Below are 18258 nucleotides of genomic sequence, written 5' to 3' on the forward strand. Positions count from 1 at the left end.
CGCGCACTAACTCCACGGCGGCGGGGGGGGGGGGGGCCCCTCCCCACACACCCCCACCCCCCCCCCCGGGCGCGCCCCGGGGCCCGCGCGGGGCCCGCCCCCCCACCCCCATCTCCCAGTCGAGGTCGTAGCGCTCGAACAGCTCCGCCCGCAGCGTCGGCACGGGCATCGGCGCACCCGGCACCAGAGCCGCGTAGACCGCGCCCATGAGGAGCGCCCGCAGCATCGGGTAGTCGGTGGCCGCGTCCGGTGAGCCGTGACCGGCGACGGTCTCCCGCAGGAGCTGCGCCAGCCGCTGCTGCTCGGGACACTGCACGAACCCCTCGTCCTGCAGGATCCCGGCCATGTGCTGACGCATGAGGACCGGCCTGTCCCGGGCCAGGCCGAGGACCGCGTCGATGGCCCGTGCCATCCGCTCCCGGCCGTCCGCGGTGCGCGGTTCGCGCTCCAGGCCCTCCTCCAGCGTGCGGTGCATCAGCCGGTGCACCGCGGACTGCACGAGCTGGCGCTTGCCCGGGAAGTAGTACGACACGAGTCCGCGCGCGGATCCCGCGCGATCGGCTATGTCCCCGAGCGTCGTCGCGTCGTATCCGCGCTCGCCCACCAGCTCCAGCGCGGCCTGAAGAAGTCGCTCCCGGGAACGCCGCCGCAGCTCTTCGTTGACCGACGGGCTGCGCGGGGACATCCTGTAACTCCTGTGTTGACTGGCTGCCAGCCAACTATACTCAGGCCGTCCGGGTCGCGACCCCGTCAGGGGTCCGCTTCGGGCTGCCGTCCGCCTGGGGCGTCGCGGGGGAACGTCTCAGGCGGACGTGCGGTGCGGGGGAGGTTCTCCTTACAGTGGGCACGAGTCCCGAGGAGGCTTACGGACATGAACCAAGAGCAGATCCTGGCGAAGATCACGGCGATGGTGGACGACGAGCGACAGCTCCGCGACGCCCTGTCGTCGGGGCAGATCGACTCCGACACCGAACATCAGCGGCTCGGGCAGCTGGAGCGCGAGCTCGACCAGTGCTGGGACCTGCTGCGTCAGCGGCGCGCGAAGACCGAGTTCGGGGAGAACCCGGACGAGGCCCACGTACGGCCGTCCTCGCAGGTCGAGGGCTACCAGAGCTGAGCCTGGGGCCGCCGGGGCCGGGAAGCCGGGCGGCCGGTCAGTCGATCAGGTCCAGCACCGGCCGCAGTCCGTCGGGCCGGGCCGCCACGGGCAGGTGGTCCACGAAGTGCACCGCGCAGCCCAGCGCCGTCGCGCCTCCGTCGGCCCGGCGGTCGTCCCCGACCATCAGCGTGTCCTCGGGCGCCGCCCCCAGCGCCTCGCAGGCGGTCGCGAAGAGCCGGACGTCCGGTTTCTGGACGCCGTGCTCGTACGACAGCACGTAGGCGCCCACGTACGGGTCGAGACCGTGCTCACGGAAGACGGGCCGCAGATCCCAGCCGATGTTGCTGACCACGCCCACCGCCACCCCGCGTCCGCGCAGCTCGGCGAGCACCTCCACCGCGTCGGGATAGGGGCGCCAGGCGGCGGGACTCATATGGCGGTCGTACAGTGCGTCGTGCAGCGCGGGATCGGGCAGCGGCACCTGCCGGGAGGCGCCGGTGAACGCGGCGCGGTGCGACGCGGCACTCTCGTCGCGCCGACGCCACACCTCCGCCAGTTCCGTCGGCAGCGGCCGTGCGGGGACGGCACCGCCGGGGAGCGCGCCGGCGGCCTCCAGTTCGGCCGCCTTCCGCGTCAACTCCGCCTCGGGGACGGTGACTTCGGCCTCGGCCAGCACGGCACGCAGCCAGGACTCGGTGGACTCGACGCGGAACAGGGTTCCGGAGAAGTCGAAGAGCACGCACTTGATCGTCATGAGGGCGATCCTTGGTGGCGCGGCCCGTACGGGTCAAGGGCGCACCGGGCGGTACCGGTGTCCCCGCCGTGCCCCTGCCCGGGCCGCCTGTGCTGCTACGGGGGTGCGGACGACCCGGCAGCAGCCGAGACCGGTCCGAGGGCGCCGCGCGGGCCGAACCGCACCCGTCGGCCGGTCTGAGGGCGCCGCGCGAGCCGAACCGCACGCGTCGGCCGGTCCGTGAGCCCTCCGTCCAAGCGGTCGGGCCTTCGGCGTGGCCAGCACCGTCCGCGCGGCCCGCGCGGTGTCGCGCTCCTCGTACGACCGGAGGGCGCGAGGTACGACCGGAAGGGCGCGAACCGCGTGGAAACCTGCCGACCCACGCGACATCATCCGGCGCCACCGGGAACCCTCTGGCCTGGTGCCGGCGCGCCCGCGTCGCACGTCTCAGCCGAGTGCCCGCAGCGCCGGTACGAACGTCACCAGCAGCGGGACGACGGGCACCAGAGTGGCCGCCGCCGTCAGACGCAGCCGCCGCGACGGCGTCAGCCGGTCCTGGGGGGTGAGGAGTCGGCGCACCCGCGCGGGGAGATGGGCCTGCGGGGTCGGACAGGGTCCGAACACGCCCCGGTCCTCGTTGAGTTCGACCAGTGCGAGGGCGATGGTGAGACGGCCGAAACGGCGCGACGCCATGTCGTCGGCGGCCAGTTCGACCAGGCGGTGCATCTCGTCGCGGAACGCGGCGAAGACCGGGACCGACGGGAAGCCGACGGCGAGCGCGGCCGAGCAGTGCAGCAGCCAGTCGTGCCGGGCCCGCGCGTGCCCCTGCTCGTGGGCGAGCACGGCATCCAGCCGACGACCCTTGAGGCGGCGCAACGCGGCCGTGGTGATGACGAGTTGAGGTGCGGGACCGGGCAGGAACCAGGCGTCCGGACGCTCGCCCTCCAGTACCACCAGCCGATCGCTGCTGGGCTCCTCGCCGGGCAACAGCGGTGCGCGCAGGCGCAGTTCGGCGCGGCTGTGGCGATGACGCGCCCGCGCGCCGAGCACTTCGCGGATCAGCATCGCCGCGGTCCACGCGCCGCCGCAGGCCAGCACCACCGCCGTCGTCGCGGCCCACGGACCCTTGGCGCTCAACGCGTAGGCGTTCACGACCGAGTGGGGCGCGGGAGCGAACACATGGCCGCGTACGGCCACCCAGGCGGCCGCCGCACTCAGCGTCATCGACAGCACACAGCACAGCAGAACGGCCGCCACCACGCACTGCCACACCCACAGGGCGACCACAGGTTCGCGGTCCGGCCAGTCCGCCCGGGCGAGCAGCCGTGGAGCGACCACGGCGGCCAGGGCGCCGAGCAGCAACAGTGCCGCGGGGACCATCATGGGTGAAGCCTATGAGCGGAGCGTCGCCGGGGGATACGGGCGGCGACGGCAAAGTGACGTACACCACGGTTTCCCGGGGCGGTCGGAGCGGTCCCGCGGGGTGGACGGGCGCACGGGTCAGAGCGTGACCAGCATGGCGAGCATCGCGATACCCATCGACAGCCGGCACGCCTGTGACAGCTCGGGACGGTCGCCCCAGCCGGGGGCGCGGGCGGGACCGGCCGTGACCGTCGTCCCGCCGGTTCCGGCCGCGACGCCGACCGGCAGCAGCCGGAACCCGGACAGCAGCACATACGCGGTGAAGTAGAGAAGGAGTGCCCCCGTCACCAGCGGCACGCCGGAACCGCCGTGCGTGTGGTGGTGTCCGGGGGAGGCGGCCATCACGCCCGCCATGTAGACCATCGCGCAGGCCCCCACCAGATGGTGCAGATGGTGGCCGCCGCCGCGAGCCGCCCACAGTGCGCGCAGGGCGGCCGCGCCGAACACCGCGGCGTACCCGAGCCAGGCCCAGTGCGGCGGGGCGACCACGGCCGCGGGCACGGCCATCGCCGCCATGCCGAACCCCATGAGCGCCTCGCCGCCGGCCGTGCGGCGCTGTTCCTCGATCGCGCTGCGCATCCGCAGCAGGCAGTAGGCCCCGGTCGCCGCGCACAGCGCGACGAGCAGCCAGCCGGGCGAAGCCGGTCCGTGCACCGTGTACCTCCCCCGCTCGACGCTGTCGGACGTCGGACCGGGCATGCCCGCGCACGGCTCCGTGCAAGCCGGTGACGACCGGGCGCAAGGGTGCATTCGGGGGAGCGTACGGGGAGCGTCGCAGGTGGGAGAGGTGGAGGTGACGACACCGATATGTAACGCAAGTGTTTTACTTATAAAACATCTGTTATTCTTCACCGTATGAGCACCGCGACCCCCCAGACCCCCAGGACGCGCCGCACCCGTCACCCCTCGGGCGTGCGTCGCCTCCCGCTGGCCGGGGTGCTCCGCCTCGGTCGGCCCTCCGACATCTGGTTCAAGCCCGCCCTGAGCGTGGTGGTCTCGGTGGCCCCGCCGAACCTGGCCCTCCTGGCACTCGGCCGGCTGGACCTGGCGATGTACACCATGGCCGGGTCGCTCTGCGCGCTCTACGCCCACAACCGTCCCTACGCCGCCCGGGCCCGGGCCCTCGCCGGGGTGGTGCTCGGCATGCTCGCCGGACTCGCCGTCGCCCTGACCGCGGCCTCCCTCACCACGAGCCCCGTCCTGCTGGTCACGGTCGGCGCTCTGCTGGCCGCCGCGCAGAAGGTGCTGTGCGACGCCACCCGGATCGGGCCGCCCGGTCACGTGGTCCTCTCCTTCATCAGCTCCGCGTCCCTGTTCGTGCCGCAGACGCTCGGCGAGGTCCCCGGCCATCTCGCGCTCGGCGCCGCCGCGGGCGCATGGGCCTGGATCGTCGGCATGGCCCCGGGACTGCTCCGCCCGCACGGCCCGGAGCGCCGGGCCACCGCGCACGCGCTCGACGCCGCCGCGGCGTACGCGGGGACGCGGGGCGGCGGTGCCGCATCCGCCCGGGCCCGCGCCACCGCGGCCGCCGCCGTGCACGGTGCCTGGCAGTCACTGCTCTCCGCCGGCGCCCGCTCCGCGCCCCGCCGCGCCCTCGAACGGCTCGTCGTACGGGCCGAGGTGGCGATGGCGGCGCCCGCCGACACGGAGCCCGAGCGACTGCGCGGCTGGGCGCGCGACCTGCGCGGCACCGGCCCCGTACCGCACCCGGACGACCTCGGCGAGGCCGCCCGCGAACTCGTCGGTGTGGAAGTCGAACTCGCCTTCGGGGAGGAGTCGTTGCCGCGGCGGCTGGGTCCACTGGCCCCGATCGCGCTGCGCGTCGCGCTCGGCTGCTCGCTGGCCGGCTACGCCTCGCTCGCCCTCGGCGTCGGCCGCCCCTACTGGGCCCTCGTCACCGCCGCCTCGCTCTACCAGACCAACGTCACCCTGACCTGGAGCCGGGGTGTGCAGCGCGTCGTCGGCAACCTCGTCGGCGTACTCCTCTTCGCCGCCCTCGTCCCGTTCGCCCACCTCGGACCGGCGGCCCTCGTCCTGTGCTGTCTCGCCCTCAACTTCGGCGCCGAGGCGCTGATCGGCCGCAACTACTGGCTCGGCAGCGTCTGTGTCACCCCCATGGCCCTGCTCATCACCGAGTTCGCCCACGTCCAGCGGTCCGGCGAGCTGATGACCGACCGGGTCGTGGACACCCTGGTGGGGGCCCTGGTCGGCTTCGCCGCGGCGGTCGCCGTCACCAACCGGCGGGCCGGTGACCGCGTCGAGGACGCCCTCGACGCGGTCGAGCACGCCGACGAGAGCGCCGCACGGCTCCTCGGTGCCGAGCGTCCCGCGCCCGGCGCCCTGGAATCCGCCCGCCGCGACCTGGCCCGCGCCGTCGTCGAGCTGCGTGCCGCCGCCGACGCCGCGGCCGGCGAATGGTGGCAACGCGCCCTGCCGGAGGAGCGGGTGATGCGGGTGGAACGGTCCGGACACCGTACGCTCGCGGCGACGGTACGACGGCAGGGACTGCACTCCGTGGAGGGCGCACAGGCATGACGGCAGCGAACGGGCGGGCCGCGGACGGAGAGACCGGCGCCGGACGGGCGGTGGCGCCCGGGGACACGATGGCCGCCGTCGTGCAGCAATGGCGTGCGGTGCACCCCGACATCGACACCGGCCCGATGGAGATCATCGGCCGCATCAACCGTTCGGCCGCGCTCCTCCAGCAGGCCGAGGACGCCCCGCTGCGCCGGGCCGGGCTGACCCGCCCCGAGTTCGACGTCCTCGGGACCCTGCGCCGTACCGGACACGAGCTGACCCCCAGCGAGATCGCCCGCGAGACGTTCTCCTCCGGCGCGGCCGTCACCAAGCGTCTCAAGCAGCTGACCGAGCGCGGCCTGGTCGAACGGCGCGGCGACACCCGTGACCGCCGGGTCGCGCACGTCCGGCTCACCGACGCGGGACGTGAACTCGTCGACGGCATCCTGCCCCAGCAACTCGCCTACGAGACGACGGCCCTGTCCGGCATCGACCCGGCCCGCCGACGTGAACTCGCCTCACTGCTCGGTGAGTTGCTCGGCCAGCTGGAGGGCCGTCTCGGGGTCCCGCGCGGCTGAGCGAGGCCGGGCGGCGCCCGCAGACCCCGCTCGGCGCGCCGGCTTCGGCGCCCGCCCGCTCCGCCGTGCTCCGGCACCTGCGGGTTCCGTGCGCGCGGCGCTCCCCGACAGGGTGGCGCCGACACGGACACCCCTGCTCCGGCCGCCCTCAGACACCGGGCCGGTAGCGCAGCGGATGATCCGCCGGGATCTCCACGAGCACGATCTCGGTACCGTCCGGGTCCGCGATCCACATCTCGATCAGCCCCCAGGGCTCCCGCACCGGCGGACGGACGACCTCGACGCCGGCGGCCGTCAGCTCCTCGTGGGCCGCGGCCGCGTCGGCCACCTGGAGCCACAGCCTGAGCGCGGGCGAGGGCGGCACGTCGGAACGCCCGGAGACCTCCAGGAAACCGCCGCCGAGGAAGTAGACGGTGCCGCGCTCGGGCCCCGTACCGAACTCCCGGTGGACGGCGAGGCCCAGCTGCCCGCCGTAGAAGGCGCGGGAGCGCTCCGGGTCGGCGGGGCGCAGAAGGGTCCGGCTGCTCAGTACATGCACCATGCCCCCGGAGCCTAAGGGCTGTCCCGTGATCGCCGGTGGATCAGCGCGCGGCGTCGGACGCGGTGCGTCGTGCGGCGGAGGGTCCGCGGGGCGCCTTCGTACCGGGCGGGTCCGGGCGCTGTGCTGCGCGGTGAGGCGCCCGCGGGGTCGTCGCGCGGTGATCGACCGGGGGTCGCGGCACCGCCCTCGGACGGGGAGTTACGCTCGGCGGTGCCCGAGCCGCGCCAGAGATCCAGACGATCCAGAGATTCGAGGAACCGCTCCATGGACACCGCCGCCTCCCAGGGACTGACCTTCCGCGACGCCACCGACGCGGACGTGGACGTCCTCGTCGCGCTGATCGAGTCCGCGTACCGCGGTGACTCCAGCCGGGCCGGCTGGACCACGGAGGCGGACATCCTCCAGGGGCAGCGGACCGATCCGGAGGGCGTGCTCGGTGTCATCAAGGCGTCCGACAGCCGGCTGCTGACCGTCGAGCGGGACGGCGCCGTCGTCGCGTGCTGCCAGTTGGAGCACCGTGGCGACCACGCCTACTTCGGTATGTTCGCGGTCAGCCCGACGCTCCAGGGCGGCGGCCTCGGCAAGGTGGTCCTCGCCGAGGCGGAGGCGTACGCGCGCGAGACCTGGGGGGCCGCGGAGATGCACATGACCGTGATCTCCGTACGGGACGACCTCATCGCCTGGTACGAGCGGCGCGGCTACCGCCGTACGGGACGGATGACCCCGTTCCCGTACGGCGACGAGCGCTTCGGTGTCCCGCAGCGCGACGACCTGCGGTTCGAGCTGCTGGTCAAGCCGCTGGCCTGACGTCCGCCGAGGCCGTGGGCGCCCGCGACGCGGGCGCCCGGGCGGGCGTCGGCGCGGGCGTCACGCGGTGAAACGGCCGGTGCGTTTGATCTCGGGGTAGTCGGTGGTCGCGCCGTCCAGCTCCAGGGCACGCACCAGCCGCAGCTGGTCCTGGGTGTTCACCACCCACCCGATGATCCTCAGACCGGACTTGCGGGCGTGCTCGACGACCTCCAGGGTCAGCCGGCGGATGTTGAGACAGACGGTCGCGGCACCGGTCTCCACGGCGCGGTCCACGACGTCGACGCCGTAGCGGCTCGCGATCAGCGCGGTGCGGACGCCCGGCACCAGCCGGGTGACCTCGGCGATGGCCTCGTCGTGGAACGACGACACCTCGACGCGTCCCACCAGGTCGCGCCGGTGCATCACGTCGGCCAGGGCCCGCGCGGCCGCCGTGTCCTTGATCTCGGCCTGCAACGGCGCCCTGACGGCGTCCAGGACCTCTTCGAAGACGGGCACGCGCTCACCGCACCCGGCGTCCAGCGCCCGCAGCTCCGCGAGTGTCATCTCGGAGATCGGCCCCGAACCGTCGGTCGTACGGTCCACCTCCGCGTCGTGCATGACGACGAGTGCGCCGTCCTTGCTCAGATGCAGATCGAGTTCGATCAGGTCGAGGCCCGCGTTCTGGGCGGCGATGAAGGAACGGAGGGTGTTCTCGGGCTCGACACCCATCACTCCGCGATGACCGATGGTGAGGAAGTTCAAGACGCGACTCGCTTCCGTCGACGGCGGCTCTGCGCGCGCGTGGTCCCGGCGGCGCCCACGCGGCAAGGCCGCAGCCTAATCGCCCGGCCGCGCGATGTACCCGCTCGTACGCCAGGCGGGGCGTGTCCCGGCCGGGCGGGGGACGCCCGGCCCGGCCGGGCCGGGTCACCCGGGGGTGGGCGAGTCCTGTGGTGGTTGACGCGTCGGGCGACCACGGCCCGCACGGCGGTCCGGCCCGCCGTCATGACCTCCCGCGGATGCCCGGAACGCTCCTACCGTTTGGCGGAAGTGGTCGCCCACGCGGTGTACGACAGGAAAAAGAGCGGTGAAGGTGGGGGTTGCGCAGGATAATCTATCGAGTCTCCCCTTGCGAGAAGGAACCTCATTTACATACGGTGTGCATACGCGAGGTTCTCCCGTGGAGGATGAGACATGACGGAAATTCTTGTGCAGGTGGGTACGGAGGAGCAGGTTCCTCCCGTGGGCAGGGTGGTGGAGCATCCGGCTTGGCCCGTGCTCAAGGATGCCGTGGAGGAGATCCGGCCGTGGCAGTCCAAGGACGGCTCGATCGACTTCGAGGCGGAGGGCGCCCCGGACGCCGCGGACGCCGGTCTGGCCGTACGCCGGGCGATAGACGCCGTCGAGCGGCTCGCCCCGCTGCTGCCGCACGACGCCGCCTACCACGAGGCGCTCGTGAAGGATCTGCGCGGCTGGGCCGACGGGGGCTTCCAGGTCCCCGACTTCCTGGACTCGCTGCTCGCCTTCCAGCCCGCCGCGAACCGTGAGGACGGCCTCCAGCACCTGGTGGTCTTCCCGATGTACACGCAGAACGGCAACCCGGACCGCAACTTCGAGGCGGTCGTGCTGCGCATGGTCTGGCCGGACTGGCTGGCCGAGCTGGAGCGCACCCGATACGACAACCCGCTGTTCTGCGGGATCACCTTCGAGGACTTCACGGCCGGCTACGACACGAACTCGGCCGTCCTCTTCCCGGAGACCATCGCCGTGCGCGAGGCGCCGGCGCGCTTCAGCTGGGGCGGCATCTTCTGCGACCGCGAGGCCGCACGCTTCCGCGCCGTCACCGAGGCCGCCGTGGACGTCCTGGGCCTCGAGCTGCCCGAGGACATCGCCGCCATGGTGCAGGACCAGGAGCGCTGCGAGCAGGCCTTCGTGCTGTGGGACATGGTCCACGACCGCACCCACAGCCACGGCGACCTGCCCTTCGACCCGTTCATGATCAAGCAGCGGCAGCCGTTCTGGATGTACGGCCTCGAAGAGCTGCGCTGCGACCTCACCGCCTTCAAGGAGGCCGTGAAGCTGGAGGCCGAGGGCCACCAGCACGGCCGTGACGTGCAGTACGCGGTGCTCTTCGACCGGATGTTCCGCTTCCCGGTCACCGGTGACCGCGTGCGCAACTACGACGGCCTCGGCGGGCAGCTGCTCTTCGCCTACCTGCACAAGCACGACGTCGTCCGCTGGACCGACAACAAGCTGCACATCGACTGGCAGCGCGCCCCGCAGGTCACCAACCAGCTGTGCGCCGAGATCGAGGAGCTCTACCGGGCCGGCATCGACCGTCCCAAGCTCGTCCACTGGTTCAAGGCGTACGAGCTGGTCTCCGCCTACCTCGCCCCGCACCCGGGATCGCGCTGGGCCAAGGGCCCGGACGCCCTGGATCTGGACCTTCCCCCGCGTAAGCTCGTGGACGACGTGCTTCCGGACGAGTTTCCGCTGAGCATGTTCTATGAGGCGCTCTCCAAGAAGCTGAAGAACGTGATCGCCTCGACCAGGGGCATCACCGCGGCCGGCGCCGAGCGGGTCGCCGCGTGAGCGCCCGCGCCGAGGACGCTCAGGAGGCGAAGAAGATGGCGAACGGAGCTCTCAGCGGTGCGGTGATCGCGGTGGCCGGCGCGGGGGGACCCGCCGGACGCGCGACGCTGGCCCGGCTCGCCGACGCGGGTGCGACCGTCGTCGGCTCGGACAACGACCCCGAGCGGCTCGCGGCGGCCGTGGACGCGGCCCGCTACGGGCACGGCGGCGCCACCGTCGTCGGGGACACGGTCGACCTGCTCGACCTGGGGTCGACGCGCGAGTGGGCCACCCGCATCGAGAAGGACTTCGGCCGCGTCGACGGTCTGGTCCACCTCGTCGGCGGCTGGCGCGGCAGCGAGACCTTCACGAAGACGAGTCTGGACGACTGGGACTTCCTGGAGCTGCTGCTCGTCCGCACCGTGCAGCACACCTCCCTCGCGTTCCACGAGGCGCTGCAGCGCAGCGACCGGGGCCGGTACGTCCTGATCAGCGCCGCGGCCGCGAGCAAGCCGACCGCGAGCAACGCCGCGTACGCCGCGGGCAAGGCCGCCGCCGAGGCCTGGACGCTGGCCATGGCCGACTTCTTCCGCAAGGCGGGGGGCGAGGCGGGTCCCACCTCCGCCGCTGCCATCCTGGTGGTCAAGGCACTGGTGCACGACGCGATGCGCGCCGAGCGCCCGAACGCGAAGTTCGCGGGCTTCACGGACGTCGACGCGCTGGCGGAGTCCATCGCGGGCGTCTGGGACCTGCCCGCCGGTGAAGTGAACGGAAAACGTCTGTGGCTGACCGAGAAGCCGTGAACCCTCCGAAGACCGACGCCCGGCGTCACCACGACCCGGCCGTCCGCGGCTTCGCCAGCGACAACTACGCGGGCGCCCACCCCGAGGTGCTCGCGGCGGTGGCGCTGGCCAACGGCGGACACCAGGTCGCGTACGGCGAGGACGACTACACGGCGAACCTGCAGAGGATCGTCCGCAGCCACTTCGGTGCCACCGCGGAGGCCTTCCCGGTCTTCAACGGCACCGGGGCCAACGTGGTCGCGCTCCAGGCGGTCACCGACCGCTGGGGCGCGGTGATCTGCGCGGAGAGCGCGCACATCAACGTCGACGAGGGCGGCGCGCCCGAGCGCATGGGCGGCCTCAAGCTGCTCACCGTCCCGACGCCCGACGGCAAGCTCACCCCCGAGCTGATCGACCGGCAGGCGTACGGCTGGGACGACGAGCACCGCGCCATGCCGCAGGTCGTCTCGATCACCCAGAGCACCGAGCTCGGCACGCTCTACACGCCCGACGAGATCCGTGACATCTGCGACCACGCCCACGCGCACGGCATGAAAGTGCACCTGGACGGGTCCCGGATAGCCAACGCGGCCGCCTCGCTCGACGTCCCGATGCGGACGTTCACCAACGCGGTCGGCGTCGACATCCTCAGCCTCGGCGGGACGAAGAACGGCGCGCTGTACGGCGAGGCGGTCGTCGTCATCAACCAGGACGCCGTCCGGCACATGAAGCATCTGCGCAAGCTCTCCATGCAGCTGGCCTCCAAGATGCGCTTCGTCTCCGTGCAGTTGGAGGCGCTGCTCGCCAAGGACCTGTGGCTGCGCAACGCCCGCCACTCCAACGGGATGGCCCAGCGGCTGGCCGAGGGCGTGCGCTCGGTGCACGGCGTGGAGATCCTCCACCCGGTGCAGGCCAACGCGGTCTTCGCCCGTCTCCCGCACGACGTGAGCGAGCGGCTGCAGAAGCGTTACCGCTTCTACTTCTGGGACGAGGCCGCGGGCGACGTCCGCTGGATGTGCTCCTTCGACACGACCGAGGACGACGTCGACGGGTTCCTGGCCGCGCTCAAGGAGGAGATGGCCCAGCGCTAGCCGCGCGTCCACCTCGAAGGGTCTGCATAGATATACGGTCGACCGAAAAGTCATTGACTTGCGGTCGGCCGTATTCCTATGCTCTGCGGCTATGCGGCTCATCCAGGAAAACCCCGACCTCTCCGCGTACTTGGCCGACGACGAAGTGATCGACCACCGCCATCCGCTGGTGCGGGAGACGGCTGCCCGGCTCGCGAAGGACGCCACCGACTCGTATGCCTATGCGCGAGCGGCCTTCGAATTCGTGCGCGACACCATCCCGCACTCGCACGACTCCGGTGACCCGCGGGTCACCTGGCGCGCCTCCGACGTCCTGGAGCGGCGTACCGGGATCTGTTACGCGAAGGCCCACGCCCTGGCCGCGCTGCTGCGTGCCGAGGACATCCCGACGGCGTTCTGTTACCAGAGGTTCGACGAGGTGCACGGGCTGGTGGCCGTCCGGTTCCACGGGGCCTGGCACCGGCAGGACCCCCGCGGCAACAAACCGGGGGTGGACGCGCAGTTCTCCCTGGACGGCGAGCGGCTCGCCTTCACGCCCGACCCTCAGTCCAATGAGCTGGACTATCCAGTCCTGTACGCTGAACCTCACCCGGCCGTGCTGAGCGCTCTCAGAGCCGCCCCCGACCGGCCGCGTCTGTGGAAGACGCTTCCCACCGCACTCTGAGGCAAGGCAGGCACCGCGGATCATGACTCTCACGCTCACGGTCTCCGACGAGGTGCGCGCCCTGGCACCCGGCTTCACCCACGTCGCCGTCGAGGCCCACGGGCTCTCCAACGGGCCGAGCACCGAGGGGACTTCGGCGCTGCTCGACGACGCGGCCCGGAGGCTGGCCGGACGGCTGGACGGACGCGCTCCGCACGAGGACCCGCACATGGCGGCCTGGCGCGAGGTCTACACGGCCTTCGGTTCCAAGCCCTCGCGGACCCGCAACTCGGCGGAGGCGCTGGCCAGAAGGGCGCTGTCGGACGCCGGACTGCCCCGGATCAACTTGCTGGTCGACCTCTACAACGCGATCAGCGTCGCCCATCTGATCCCGGTCGGCGGCGAGGACATCGCGCACGTCAGCGGCGGGATGCGGCTCGTACGGGCCACGGGCGACGAGGAGTTCGTGACCGTCGCCGGCGGCACCGGGGCCGTCGAGCACCCGGACGCGGGGGAAGTGGTGTGGCGCGACGGGGCCGGCGTGACCTGCCGGCGCTGGAACTGGCGCCAGGGACCGCGTACCCGGCTCACGGAGGAGTCCACCTCCGCGATCTTCCTGCTGGAGGGTCTCGCACCGCTGCCGGTGGTCGGGATCGAGGCGGCGGCCGCCGAACTCGCGGACCTGCTGGCGAAGTTCAGCCCCGGGGCACGCGTCACGGTGCGTGCCCCGGAGTGACGCTTCAGCGTGCCTCGGCCGCCTTGACCTCTTCGGGGGTCGGTGCCGTGCCGCCGAGGTGCGCGGGCATCCACCAGGTGTCGTCCGGCCCCTTGGGGCGGACGGGGTAGGCGCGCTGCGCGGCTTCCAGGAGCTCCTGGACCCGCTCGCGCAGTCGCCGGGTGATGGCGCCCGCGTACTGGTCCTGGGGAGCCTCCACCGGCTCGCCCACCCGGATCGTGACCGGGGTGTGGCTGCGCTTGAAGTTGCGCGGGTGCCCCTTGGTCCACAGCCGCTGGGTGCCCCACAGCGCCATCGGGATCAGCGGGACGCCGGCCTCCTGGGCCATGCGCGCGGCACCCGACTTGAAGCTCTTCAGCGTGAAGGACTGCGAGATGGTCGCCTCGGGGAAGACTCCGACGATCTCGCCCGAGCGCAGCGAGTCCAGCGCGTGCTGGTACGCCGTCTCACCCTGCTTGCGGTCCACCGGGATGTGCTTCATGCCCCGCATCAGCGGACCGGAGATCCGGTGCCGGAACACCGACTCCTTCGCCATGAAGCGCACCAGGCGCTTCTGCGGCAGGGCGGCGAGACCGTCGAAGATGAAGTCCAGGTAGCTGATGTGGTTGCTGACCAGCACGGCGCCGCCCGAGCGCGGAATGTTCTCCGATCCCTTGCAGTCGATCTTGAGGTCCCAAGCCTTGAACAACGTATGGGCGAGACCGACGACGGGACGGTAGACAAGCTCTGCCATGGACGGGGTGGACCCTTCTCTCTGCCTGGGAAGGGGTCCCCCCGGCGGGAAGTTACGCAGCCGTAGGTTTACGGCATTGCGCAGATCGTGCCCGAAGAACGGACGAGTGGCCAGTCCTGGTGCCTCGCGGCGGCGAGATCCTCGTCACGTCGCCCGCCGTGATCGACCTCGGACTTTTAACTCGCCTTTACTGCACGCGTACTGAAACCCGGCGTACGAGCAGGTACATCTCGCACCCCAGGCAGTACCCGAACGCCGCATTCAGAAACGCGGCGGCCAGCGCGCAGCCGGTCGCCGCGAGCCCCAGCCAGCCGGGCCCCACCGCGTAACCGATCAACCCCACCGCGGCGAAGGCCAGCCCGACCGCCTGGGCGAACCTCGGTGGCCCCGGCGCCTCGAACGCGGTCGGCGGCCCGATCCGCGGACGTGCGGCCGTCCTGAACAGCAGGCCGTACGGAGAGCGCGCCACGCCTCCCGCCGCACCCAGCGCGAACGCCAGTGTCTGCCAGGCCAGTAGCCAGGCGCTGCCGGTGACCAGCACGGCCGCCAGCACGACGGCCGTCACGGCCGCGCCGAACCGCGGCCCCCTCACGTCGATGTCCATGAATCAAGCATTCCGCAACCGGGGCGATCCGCGGCCCCGGGAATCTTTGCGGTCTCATGAATGCTTGTGCACATGATGAGCGGACTTGTGGTGTGCGTGGCGGTGCTCGTCGTGGCGAGCGGATACGGACTGCTGCACCGGCGGCGGAGCGGGAGGGTGAGAGTGCGCGGACGCGACGGCGGAAAGCGGCTCGGCGCGGCGGAGTTGGGGGAGGGGCTCGGCGAACGGGCCACGCTCGTCCAGTTCTCCAGTGCCTTCTGCGCCCCCTGCCGGGCCACCCGGCGGGTGCTCGCCGAGGTCGCCGGGCTGGTGCCCGGTGTGTCCCATGTCGAGATCGACGCCGAGGACCACCTCGACCTCGTCCGTGAGCTGGACATCCTCAAGACGCCGACCGTGCTCGTCCTGGACGCCGAGGGAAGGATCGTGCGCCGCGCGACCGGCCAGCCGCGCAAGGCGGATGTGATCGCGGCGCTCGGCGAGGCCGTGTGACCCCGCCGGCCACCGGGACCCGGCCGGTCCGGACCGGCCCCGTCCGCCTGTGAGGCGACGGTGAGACAGCTCCCAAAGGCCGGAGCGCACTTGACTGCGCGGGCCACCTATCGTCAGCCTGACCGTATGCCCCCGGAACTCCTTCTCTTCGAGCGTGTCCACGTGGACCTGGTCCGCACCGCGAGTGCGTGCTGTCCGGTCCGTTGAGCACCCGCGGACCCTCTCCCGCCCTCGGCGCCGCCCGGACGGGGGACCCCCACGACACCTCTCGCAGTGAGGACGACTCCTTGACGGCCACGCCCGGTCTCGGCACCCACCAGCTCGCCTCGCCCGAACTGCTGCGCTCCGTCTTCCGGCGGCACGCCGCCGGTGTCGCCGTGATCACGGCGCGCGGCGACGAAGGTCCGGTCGGATTCACCGCCACCTCGCTCACGTCCGTCTCCGCGGAACCCCCGATCATCTCCTTCGGCGTGGGCTCCGGCGCGTCCAGCTGGCCCGCGATCTCCGAGTCCGACCACGTCGGGGTGCACATACTCGGCGAGCACCAGCAGGAGTTGGCCGCCACCTTCGCCCGCAGCGGCGCCGACCGCTTCGGCGCGCCCACCCGTTGGCGCGCGGGGCCCGAGCGCGTTCCCGTACTCGACGACGTGCTGGCCTGGCTCGTGTGCCGGATCGTGGCGCGGGTCCCGGCCGGGGACCACCGCATCGTGCTGGCCGAGGTCGTCCTCGGCGACCCCTCGGGCGCCGGGCGCCCGCTCCTCTACCACCAGGGCCGGTTCAACGGCCTGCGCGACTGACGCGGCCCTTCCGAACCTACTCGTCGGTTACACAGCGTTGCCAAGGTCACAGTGCAAAGCGCTTGCTCAGTGGGCAGGAACTGGATGTACTGGCGAGTAATATTTCGTTCGGAGCGCGGGCCGCCCCGACCGGGATCGGCCGCTTCAGGCGCCTATGCTGCCTGAAAGAAGGCAGCCCAGAAATGACGATGCAGTAGGAGAGCCGGCGTGAGCTTGAGGATCGTTGTCACTGTGAAGTACGTGCCCGACGCCACTGGCGACCGGCACTTCGCCGATGACCTGACCGTCGACCGTGACGACGTGGACGGTCTGCTCTCGGAGCTCGACGAGTACGCGGTGGAGCAGGCGCTTCAGATCGCCGACGAAGCGGACGACGCAGAGATCACCGTGCTGACCGTCGGCCCCGAGGACGCCAAGGACGCGCTGCGCAAGGCGCTGTCGATGGGTGCCGACAAGGCCGTCCACGTCGAGGACGACGACCTGCACGGCACCGACGCCATCGGCACCTCGCTGGTGCTCGCGAAGGCGATCGAGAAGGCCGGCTACGACCTGGTCATCTCCGGCATGGCGTCCACCGACGGCACCGCCGGTGTCGTCCCGGCGCTGCTCGCGGAGCGTCTGGGTGTCCCGCAGGTCACGCTGCTGTCCGAGGTCTCCGTCGAGGACGGCGTCGTCAAGGGCCGCCGTGACGGCGACACCGCCTCCGAGCAGCTGGAGGCCTCCCTCCCGGCCGTCGTGTCGGTGACCGACCAGTCGGGCGAGGCGCGCTACCCCTCCTTCAAGGGCATCATGGCCGCCAAGAGGAAGCCGGTTCAGTCCTGGGACCTGGAGGACCTGGAGATCGAGGCGGACGAGGTCGGTCTCGAAGGCGCCTGGACCAAGGTCGACTCCGCCGCCGAGCGCCCGGCGCGCACCGCCGGCACGATCGTCAAGGACGAGGGCGAGGGCGGCAAGCAGCTCGCCGAGTTCCTCGCGGGCCAGAAGTTCATCTGAGCCCCGTTCGAGGCTCGCTGAACCCCGACACGCCGACCGCCCCTCATCTTTCGTAAGCAGGAGAGAAGAAGTCCCATGGCTGAAGTTCTCGTCTACGTCGACCACGTGGACGGTGCCGTCCGCAAGCCCACCCTGGAACTGCTGACGCTGGCCCGCCGCATCGGCGAGCCCGTCGCCGTCGCCCTCGGCTCCGGTGCCGGGAACACCGCCGCCGCGCTCGCCGAGCACGGTGCGGTGAAGGTCCTCACGCACGACGCCGCCGAGTACGCCGACTACCTGGTCGTGCCGAAGGTGGACGCCCTGCAGGCCGCGTACGAGGCGGTGTCCGCCGGGGGCTCCCTGGCCGCCGTGCTCGTCCCGTCCTCCGCCGAGGGCAAGGAGATCGCGGCCCGCCTCGCGATCCGAATCGGCTCCGGCATCATCACCGACGCGGTCGACCTGGAAGCCGGTGCCGAGGGTCCGGTGGCGACGCAGTCCGCGTTCGCCGCCTCCTTCACCACCAAGTCCCGTGTCTCCAAGGGCACCCCGGTCATCACGGTCAAGCCCAACAGCGCCGCCGTGGAGGCCGCCCCGGCCGCCGGCGCGGTCGAGGCCCTCGCGGTCTCCTTCTCGGAGAAGGCCACCGGCACCAAGGTCACCGCGCGCACCCCGCGCGAGGCGACCGGCCGCCCCGAGCTGACCGAGGCCGCGATCGTGGTCTCCGGCGGCCGCGGCGTCAACGGCGCCGAGAACTTCTCGGTCATCGAGAACCTCGCCGACTCCCTCGGCGCGGCCGTGGGCGCCTCGCGCGCCGCGGTGGACGCCGGCTGGTACCCGCACTCCAACCAGGTCGGCCAGACCGGCAAGTCCGTCTCGCCGCAGCTGTACATCGCCTCCGGTATCTCCGGCGCCATCCAGCACCGCGCCGGCATGCAGACGTCGAAGACGATCGTGGCGATCAACAAGGACGCCGAGGCCCCGATCTTCGACCTCGTCGACTACGGCGTGGTCGGCGACCTCTTCGAGGTCGTCCCGCAGCTCACCGACGAGATCAAGGCCCGCAAGGGCTGATCGAGTCCGGCCGTGGGGGGGCGCCGGGGGGGGGGCGCCGCGGGGCGGGCGGGGGGGGGGGGCGGCGCGCGAGCCGCGCCGCCGCCCCCC

General features: G+C 72.1%; 22 protein-coding genes. 14 read left to right on the plus strand and 8 right to left on the minus strand.

The annotated features are described in order from the left end of the window. Nucleotides 1–685, minus strand: a 685-nt coding sequence (locus ACFV2J_RS08505) for a TetR/AcrR family transcriptional regulator (RefSeq protein ID WP_385437791.1), incomplete at its 3' end; no start/stop codon positions are given. 186 nt (nt 686–871) lie between these two features. On the opposite strand from ACFV2J_RS08505, the gene ACFV2J_RS08510 reads away from it, so the two are divergent. Continuing rightward, the gene (locus tag ACFV2J_RS08510) at nt 872–1117 is read left to right on the plus strand and encodes a DUF2630 family protein (protein WP_168526749.1); all 246 of its coding nucleotides are present in this window, start codon (nt 872–874) and stop codon (nt 1115–1117) included. 37 nt (nt 1118–1154) lie between these two features. Here ACFV2J_RS08510 and ACFV2J_RS08515 read toward each other — a convergent pair whose 3' ends face one another. The 3 genes from ACFV2J_RS08515 to ACFV2J_RS08525 form a co-directional block, all read right to left on the minus strand. Then, the gene (locus tag ACFV2J_RS08515; RefSeq protein ID WP_385086503.1) at nt 1155–1853 is read right to left on the minus strand and encodes an HAD family hydrolase; all 699 of its coding nucleotides are present in this window, start codon (nt 1851–1853) and stop codon (nt 1155–1157) included. A gap of 426 nt (nt 1854–2279) precedes the next feature. Beyond that, nucleotides 2280–3215, minus strand: a complete 936-nt coding sequence (locus tag ACFV2J_RS08520; RefSeq protein WP_385086500.1) for a M56 family metallopeptidase — start codon at nt 3213–3215, stop codon at nt 2280–2282. Between the two features lie 117 nt (nt 3216–3332). Beyond that, nucleotides 3333–3908, minus strand: a complete 576-nt coding sequence (locus tag ACFV2J_RS08525; RefSeq protein ID WP_385086523.1) for a DUF5134 domain-containing protein — start codon at nt 3906–3908, stop codon at nt 3333–3335. Between the two features lie 201 nt (nt 3909–4109). On the opposite strand from ACFV2J_RS08525, the gene ACFV2J_RS08530 reads away from it, so the two are divergent. Next, nucleotides 4110–5789, plus strand: a complete 1680-nt coding sequence (locus ACFV2J_RS08530) for an FUSC family protein (RefSeq protein WP_385437794.1) — start codon at nt 4110–4112, stop codon at nt 5787–5789. Further along, nucleotides 5786–6349 (plus strand): MarR family winged helix-turn-helix transcriptional regulator, encoded by a 564-nt coding sequence (locus ACFV2J_RS08535; protein ID WP_385086494.1) that lies wholly within the window; start codon nt 5786–5788, stop codon nt 6347–6349. The genes ACFV2J_RS08530 and ACFV2J_RS08535 overlap by 4 nt, the downstream gene beginning before the upstream one ends. A 148-nt stretch (nt 6350–6497) precedes the next feature. Here the strand turns inward: ACFV2J_RS08535 and ACFV2J_RS08540 are convergent, their stop codons facing one another. Continuing rightward, nucleotides 6498–6890 carry a VOC family protein gene (locus ACFV2J_RS08540; RefSeq protein ID WP_385086491.1) on the minus strand — a complete coding sequence of 131 codons (393 nt, stop codon included), beginning with the start codon at nt 6888–6890 and terminating at the stop codon, nt 6498–6500. Nucleotides 6891–7154: 264 nt separating this feature from the next. Between ACFV2J_RS08540 and ACFV2J_RS08545 the strand changes: the two genes are divergently transcribed. After that, the gene (locus ACFV2J_RS08545) at nt 7155–7697 is read left to right on the plus strand and encodes a GNAT family N-acetyltransferase (RefSeq protein WP_385086488.1); all 543 of its coding nucleotides are present in this window, start codon (nt 7155–7157) and stop codon (nt 7695–7697) included. Nucleotides 7698–7757: 60 nt separating this feature from the next. Here the strand turns inward: ACFV2J_RS08545 and ACFV2J_RS08550 are convergent, their stop codons facing one another. Then, nucleotides 7758–8441 (minus strand): glycerophosphodiester phosphodiesterase, encoded by a 684-nt coding sequence (locus tag ACFV2J_RS08550; protein ID WP_385086485.1) that lies wholly within the window; start codon nt 8439–8441, stop codon nt 7758–7760. 432 nt (nt 8442–8873) lie between these two features. On the opposite strand from ACFV2J_RS08550, the gene ACFV2J_RS08555 reads away from it, so the two are divergent. The 5 genes from ACFV2J_RS08555 to ACFV2J_RS08575 all read left to right on the plus strand — a co-directional run bounded on the left by ACFV2J_RS08555 (nt 8874) and on the right by ACFV2J_RS08575 (nt 13502). Beyond that, nucleotides 8874–10271: a DUF6421 family protein gene (locus ACFV2J_RS08555; RefSeq protein WP_385086482.1), complete on the plus strand. Its 1398-nt coding sequence runs from the start codon at nt 8874–8876 to the stop codon at nt 10269–10271. A 35-nt stretch (nt 10272–10306) separates the two neighbouring features. Next, nucleotides 10307–11053: an SDR family NAD(P)-dependent oxidoreductase gene (locus ACFV2J_RS08560; protein WP_385086520.1), complete on the plus strand. Its 747-nt coding sequence runs from the start codon at nt 10307–10309 to the stop codon at nt 11051–11053. Further along, a complete protein-coding gene (locus tag ACFV2J_RS08565; protein WP_385086479.1) occupies nt 11050–12123 on the plus strand; it encodes a threonine aldolase family protein in 1074 nt (357 codons plus the stop codon). The genes ACFV2J_RS08560 and ACFV2J_RS08565 overlap by 4 nt, the downstream gene beginning before the upstream one ends. Before the next feature lie 91 nt (nt 12124–12214). Continuing rightward, nucleotides 12215–12787, plus strand: coding sequence for a transglutaminase domain-containing protein (locus tag ACFV2J_RS08570; protein ID WP_385086476.1), 573 nt, complete (start codon nt 12215–12217; stop codon nt 12785–12787). A 22-nt stretch (nt 12788–12809) separates the two neighbouring features. Then, nucleotides 12810–13502, plus strand: a complete 693-nt coding sequence (locus ACFV2J_RS08575; RefSeq protein WP_385086473.1) for a B3/4 domain-containing protein — start codon at nt 12810–12812, stop codon at nt 13500–13502. A 4-nt stretch (nt 13503–13506) separates the two neighbouring features. Here the strand turns inward: ACFV2J_RS08575 and ACFV2J_RS08580 are convergent, their stop codons facing one another. Together ACFV2J_RS08580 and ACFV2J_RS08585 are read right to left on the minus strand one after the other, a co-directional pair. Next, the gene (locus tag ACFV2J_RS08580) at nt 13507–14235 is read right to left on the minus strand and encodes a lysophospholipid acyltransferase family protein (RefSeq protein ID WP_385086470.1); all 729 of its coding nucleotides are present in this window, start codon (nt 14233–14235) and stop codon (nt 13507–13509) included. Nucleotides 14236–14422: 187 nt separating this feature from the next. After that, a complete protein-coding gene (locus ACFV2J_RS08585) occupies nt 14423–14839 on the minus strand; it encodes a DUF4395 domain-containing protein (protein ID WP_385086467.1) in 417 nt (138 codons plus the stop codon). A 75-nt stretch (nt 14840–14914) separates the two neighbouring features. Here ACFV2J_RS08585 and ACFV2J_RS08590 point away from each other — a divergent pair, with 75 nt between their 5' ends. From ACFV2J_RS08590 to ACFV2J_RS08610, 5 genes are all read left to right on the plus strand, one after another. Then, nucleotides 14915–15328 carry a TlpA family protein disulfide reductase gene (locus ACFV2J_RS08590; protein ID WP_385086517.1) on the plus strand — a complete coding sequence of 138 codons (414 nt, stop codon included), beginning with the start codon at nt 14915–14917 and terminating at the stop codon, nt 15326–15328. Between the two features lie 126 nt (nt 15329–15454). After that, complete coding sequence (locus tag ACFV2J_RS08595; RefSeq protein WP_385086515.1) at nt 15455–15535, plus strand: putative leader peptide; 81 nt, start codon at nt 15455–15457, stop codon at nt 15533–15535. 80 nt (nt 15536–15615) lie between these two features. Then, nucleotides 15616–16125: a flavin reductase family protein gene (locus tag ACFV2J_RS08600; RefSeq protein ID WP_385437799.1), complete on the plus strand. Its 510-nt coding sequence runs from the start codon at nt 15616–15618 to the stop codon at nt 16123–16125. 207 nt (nt 16126–16332) lie between these two features. Beyond that, nucleotides 16333–17118, plus strand: coding sequence for an electron transfer flavoprotein subunit beta/FixA family protein (locus ACFV2J_RS08605; RefSeq protein ID WP_385097953.1), 786 nt, complete (start codon nt 16333–16335; stop codon nt 17116–17118). 75 nt (nt 17119–17193) lie between these two features. Beyond that, the gene (locus ACFV2J_RS08610; protein WP_385437801.1) at nt 17194–18168 is read left to right on the plus strand and encodes an electron transfer flavoprotein subunit alpha/FixB family protein; all 975 of its coding nucleotides are present in this window, start codon (nt 17194–17196) and stop codon (nt 18166–18168) included. Nucleotides 18169–18258: the final 90 nt, after the last annotated feature.

It is taken from the genome of Streptomyces sp. NPDC059668 (assembly GCF_042734135.1).
Classification (GTDB): Bacteria; Actinomycetota; Actinomycetes; order Streptomycetales; family Streptomycetaceae; genus Streptomyces.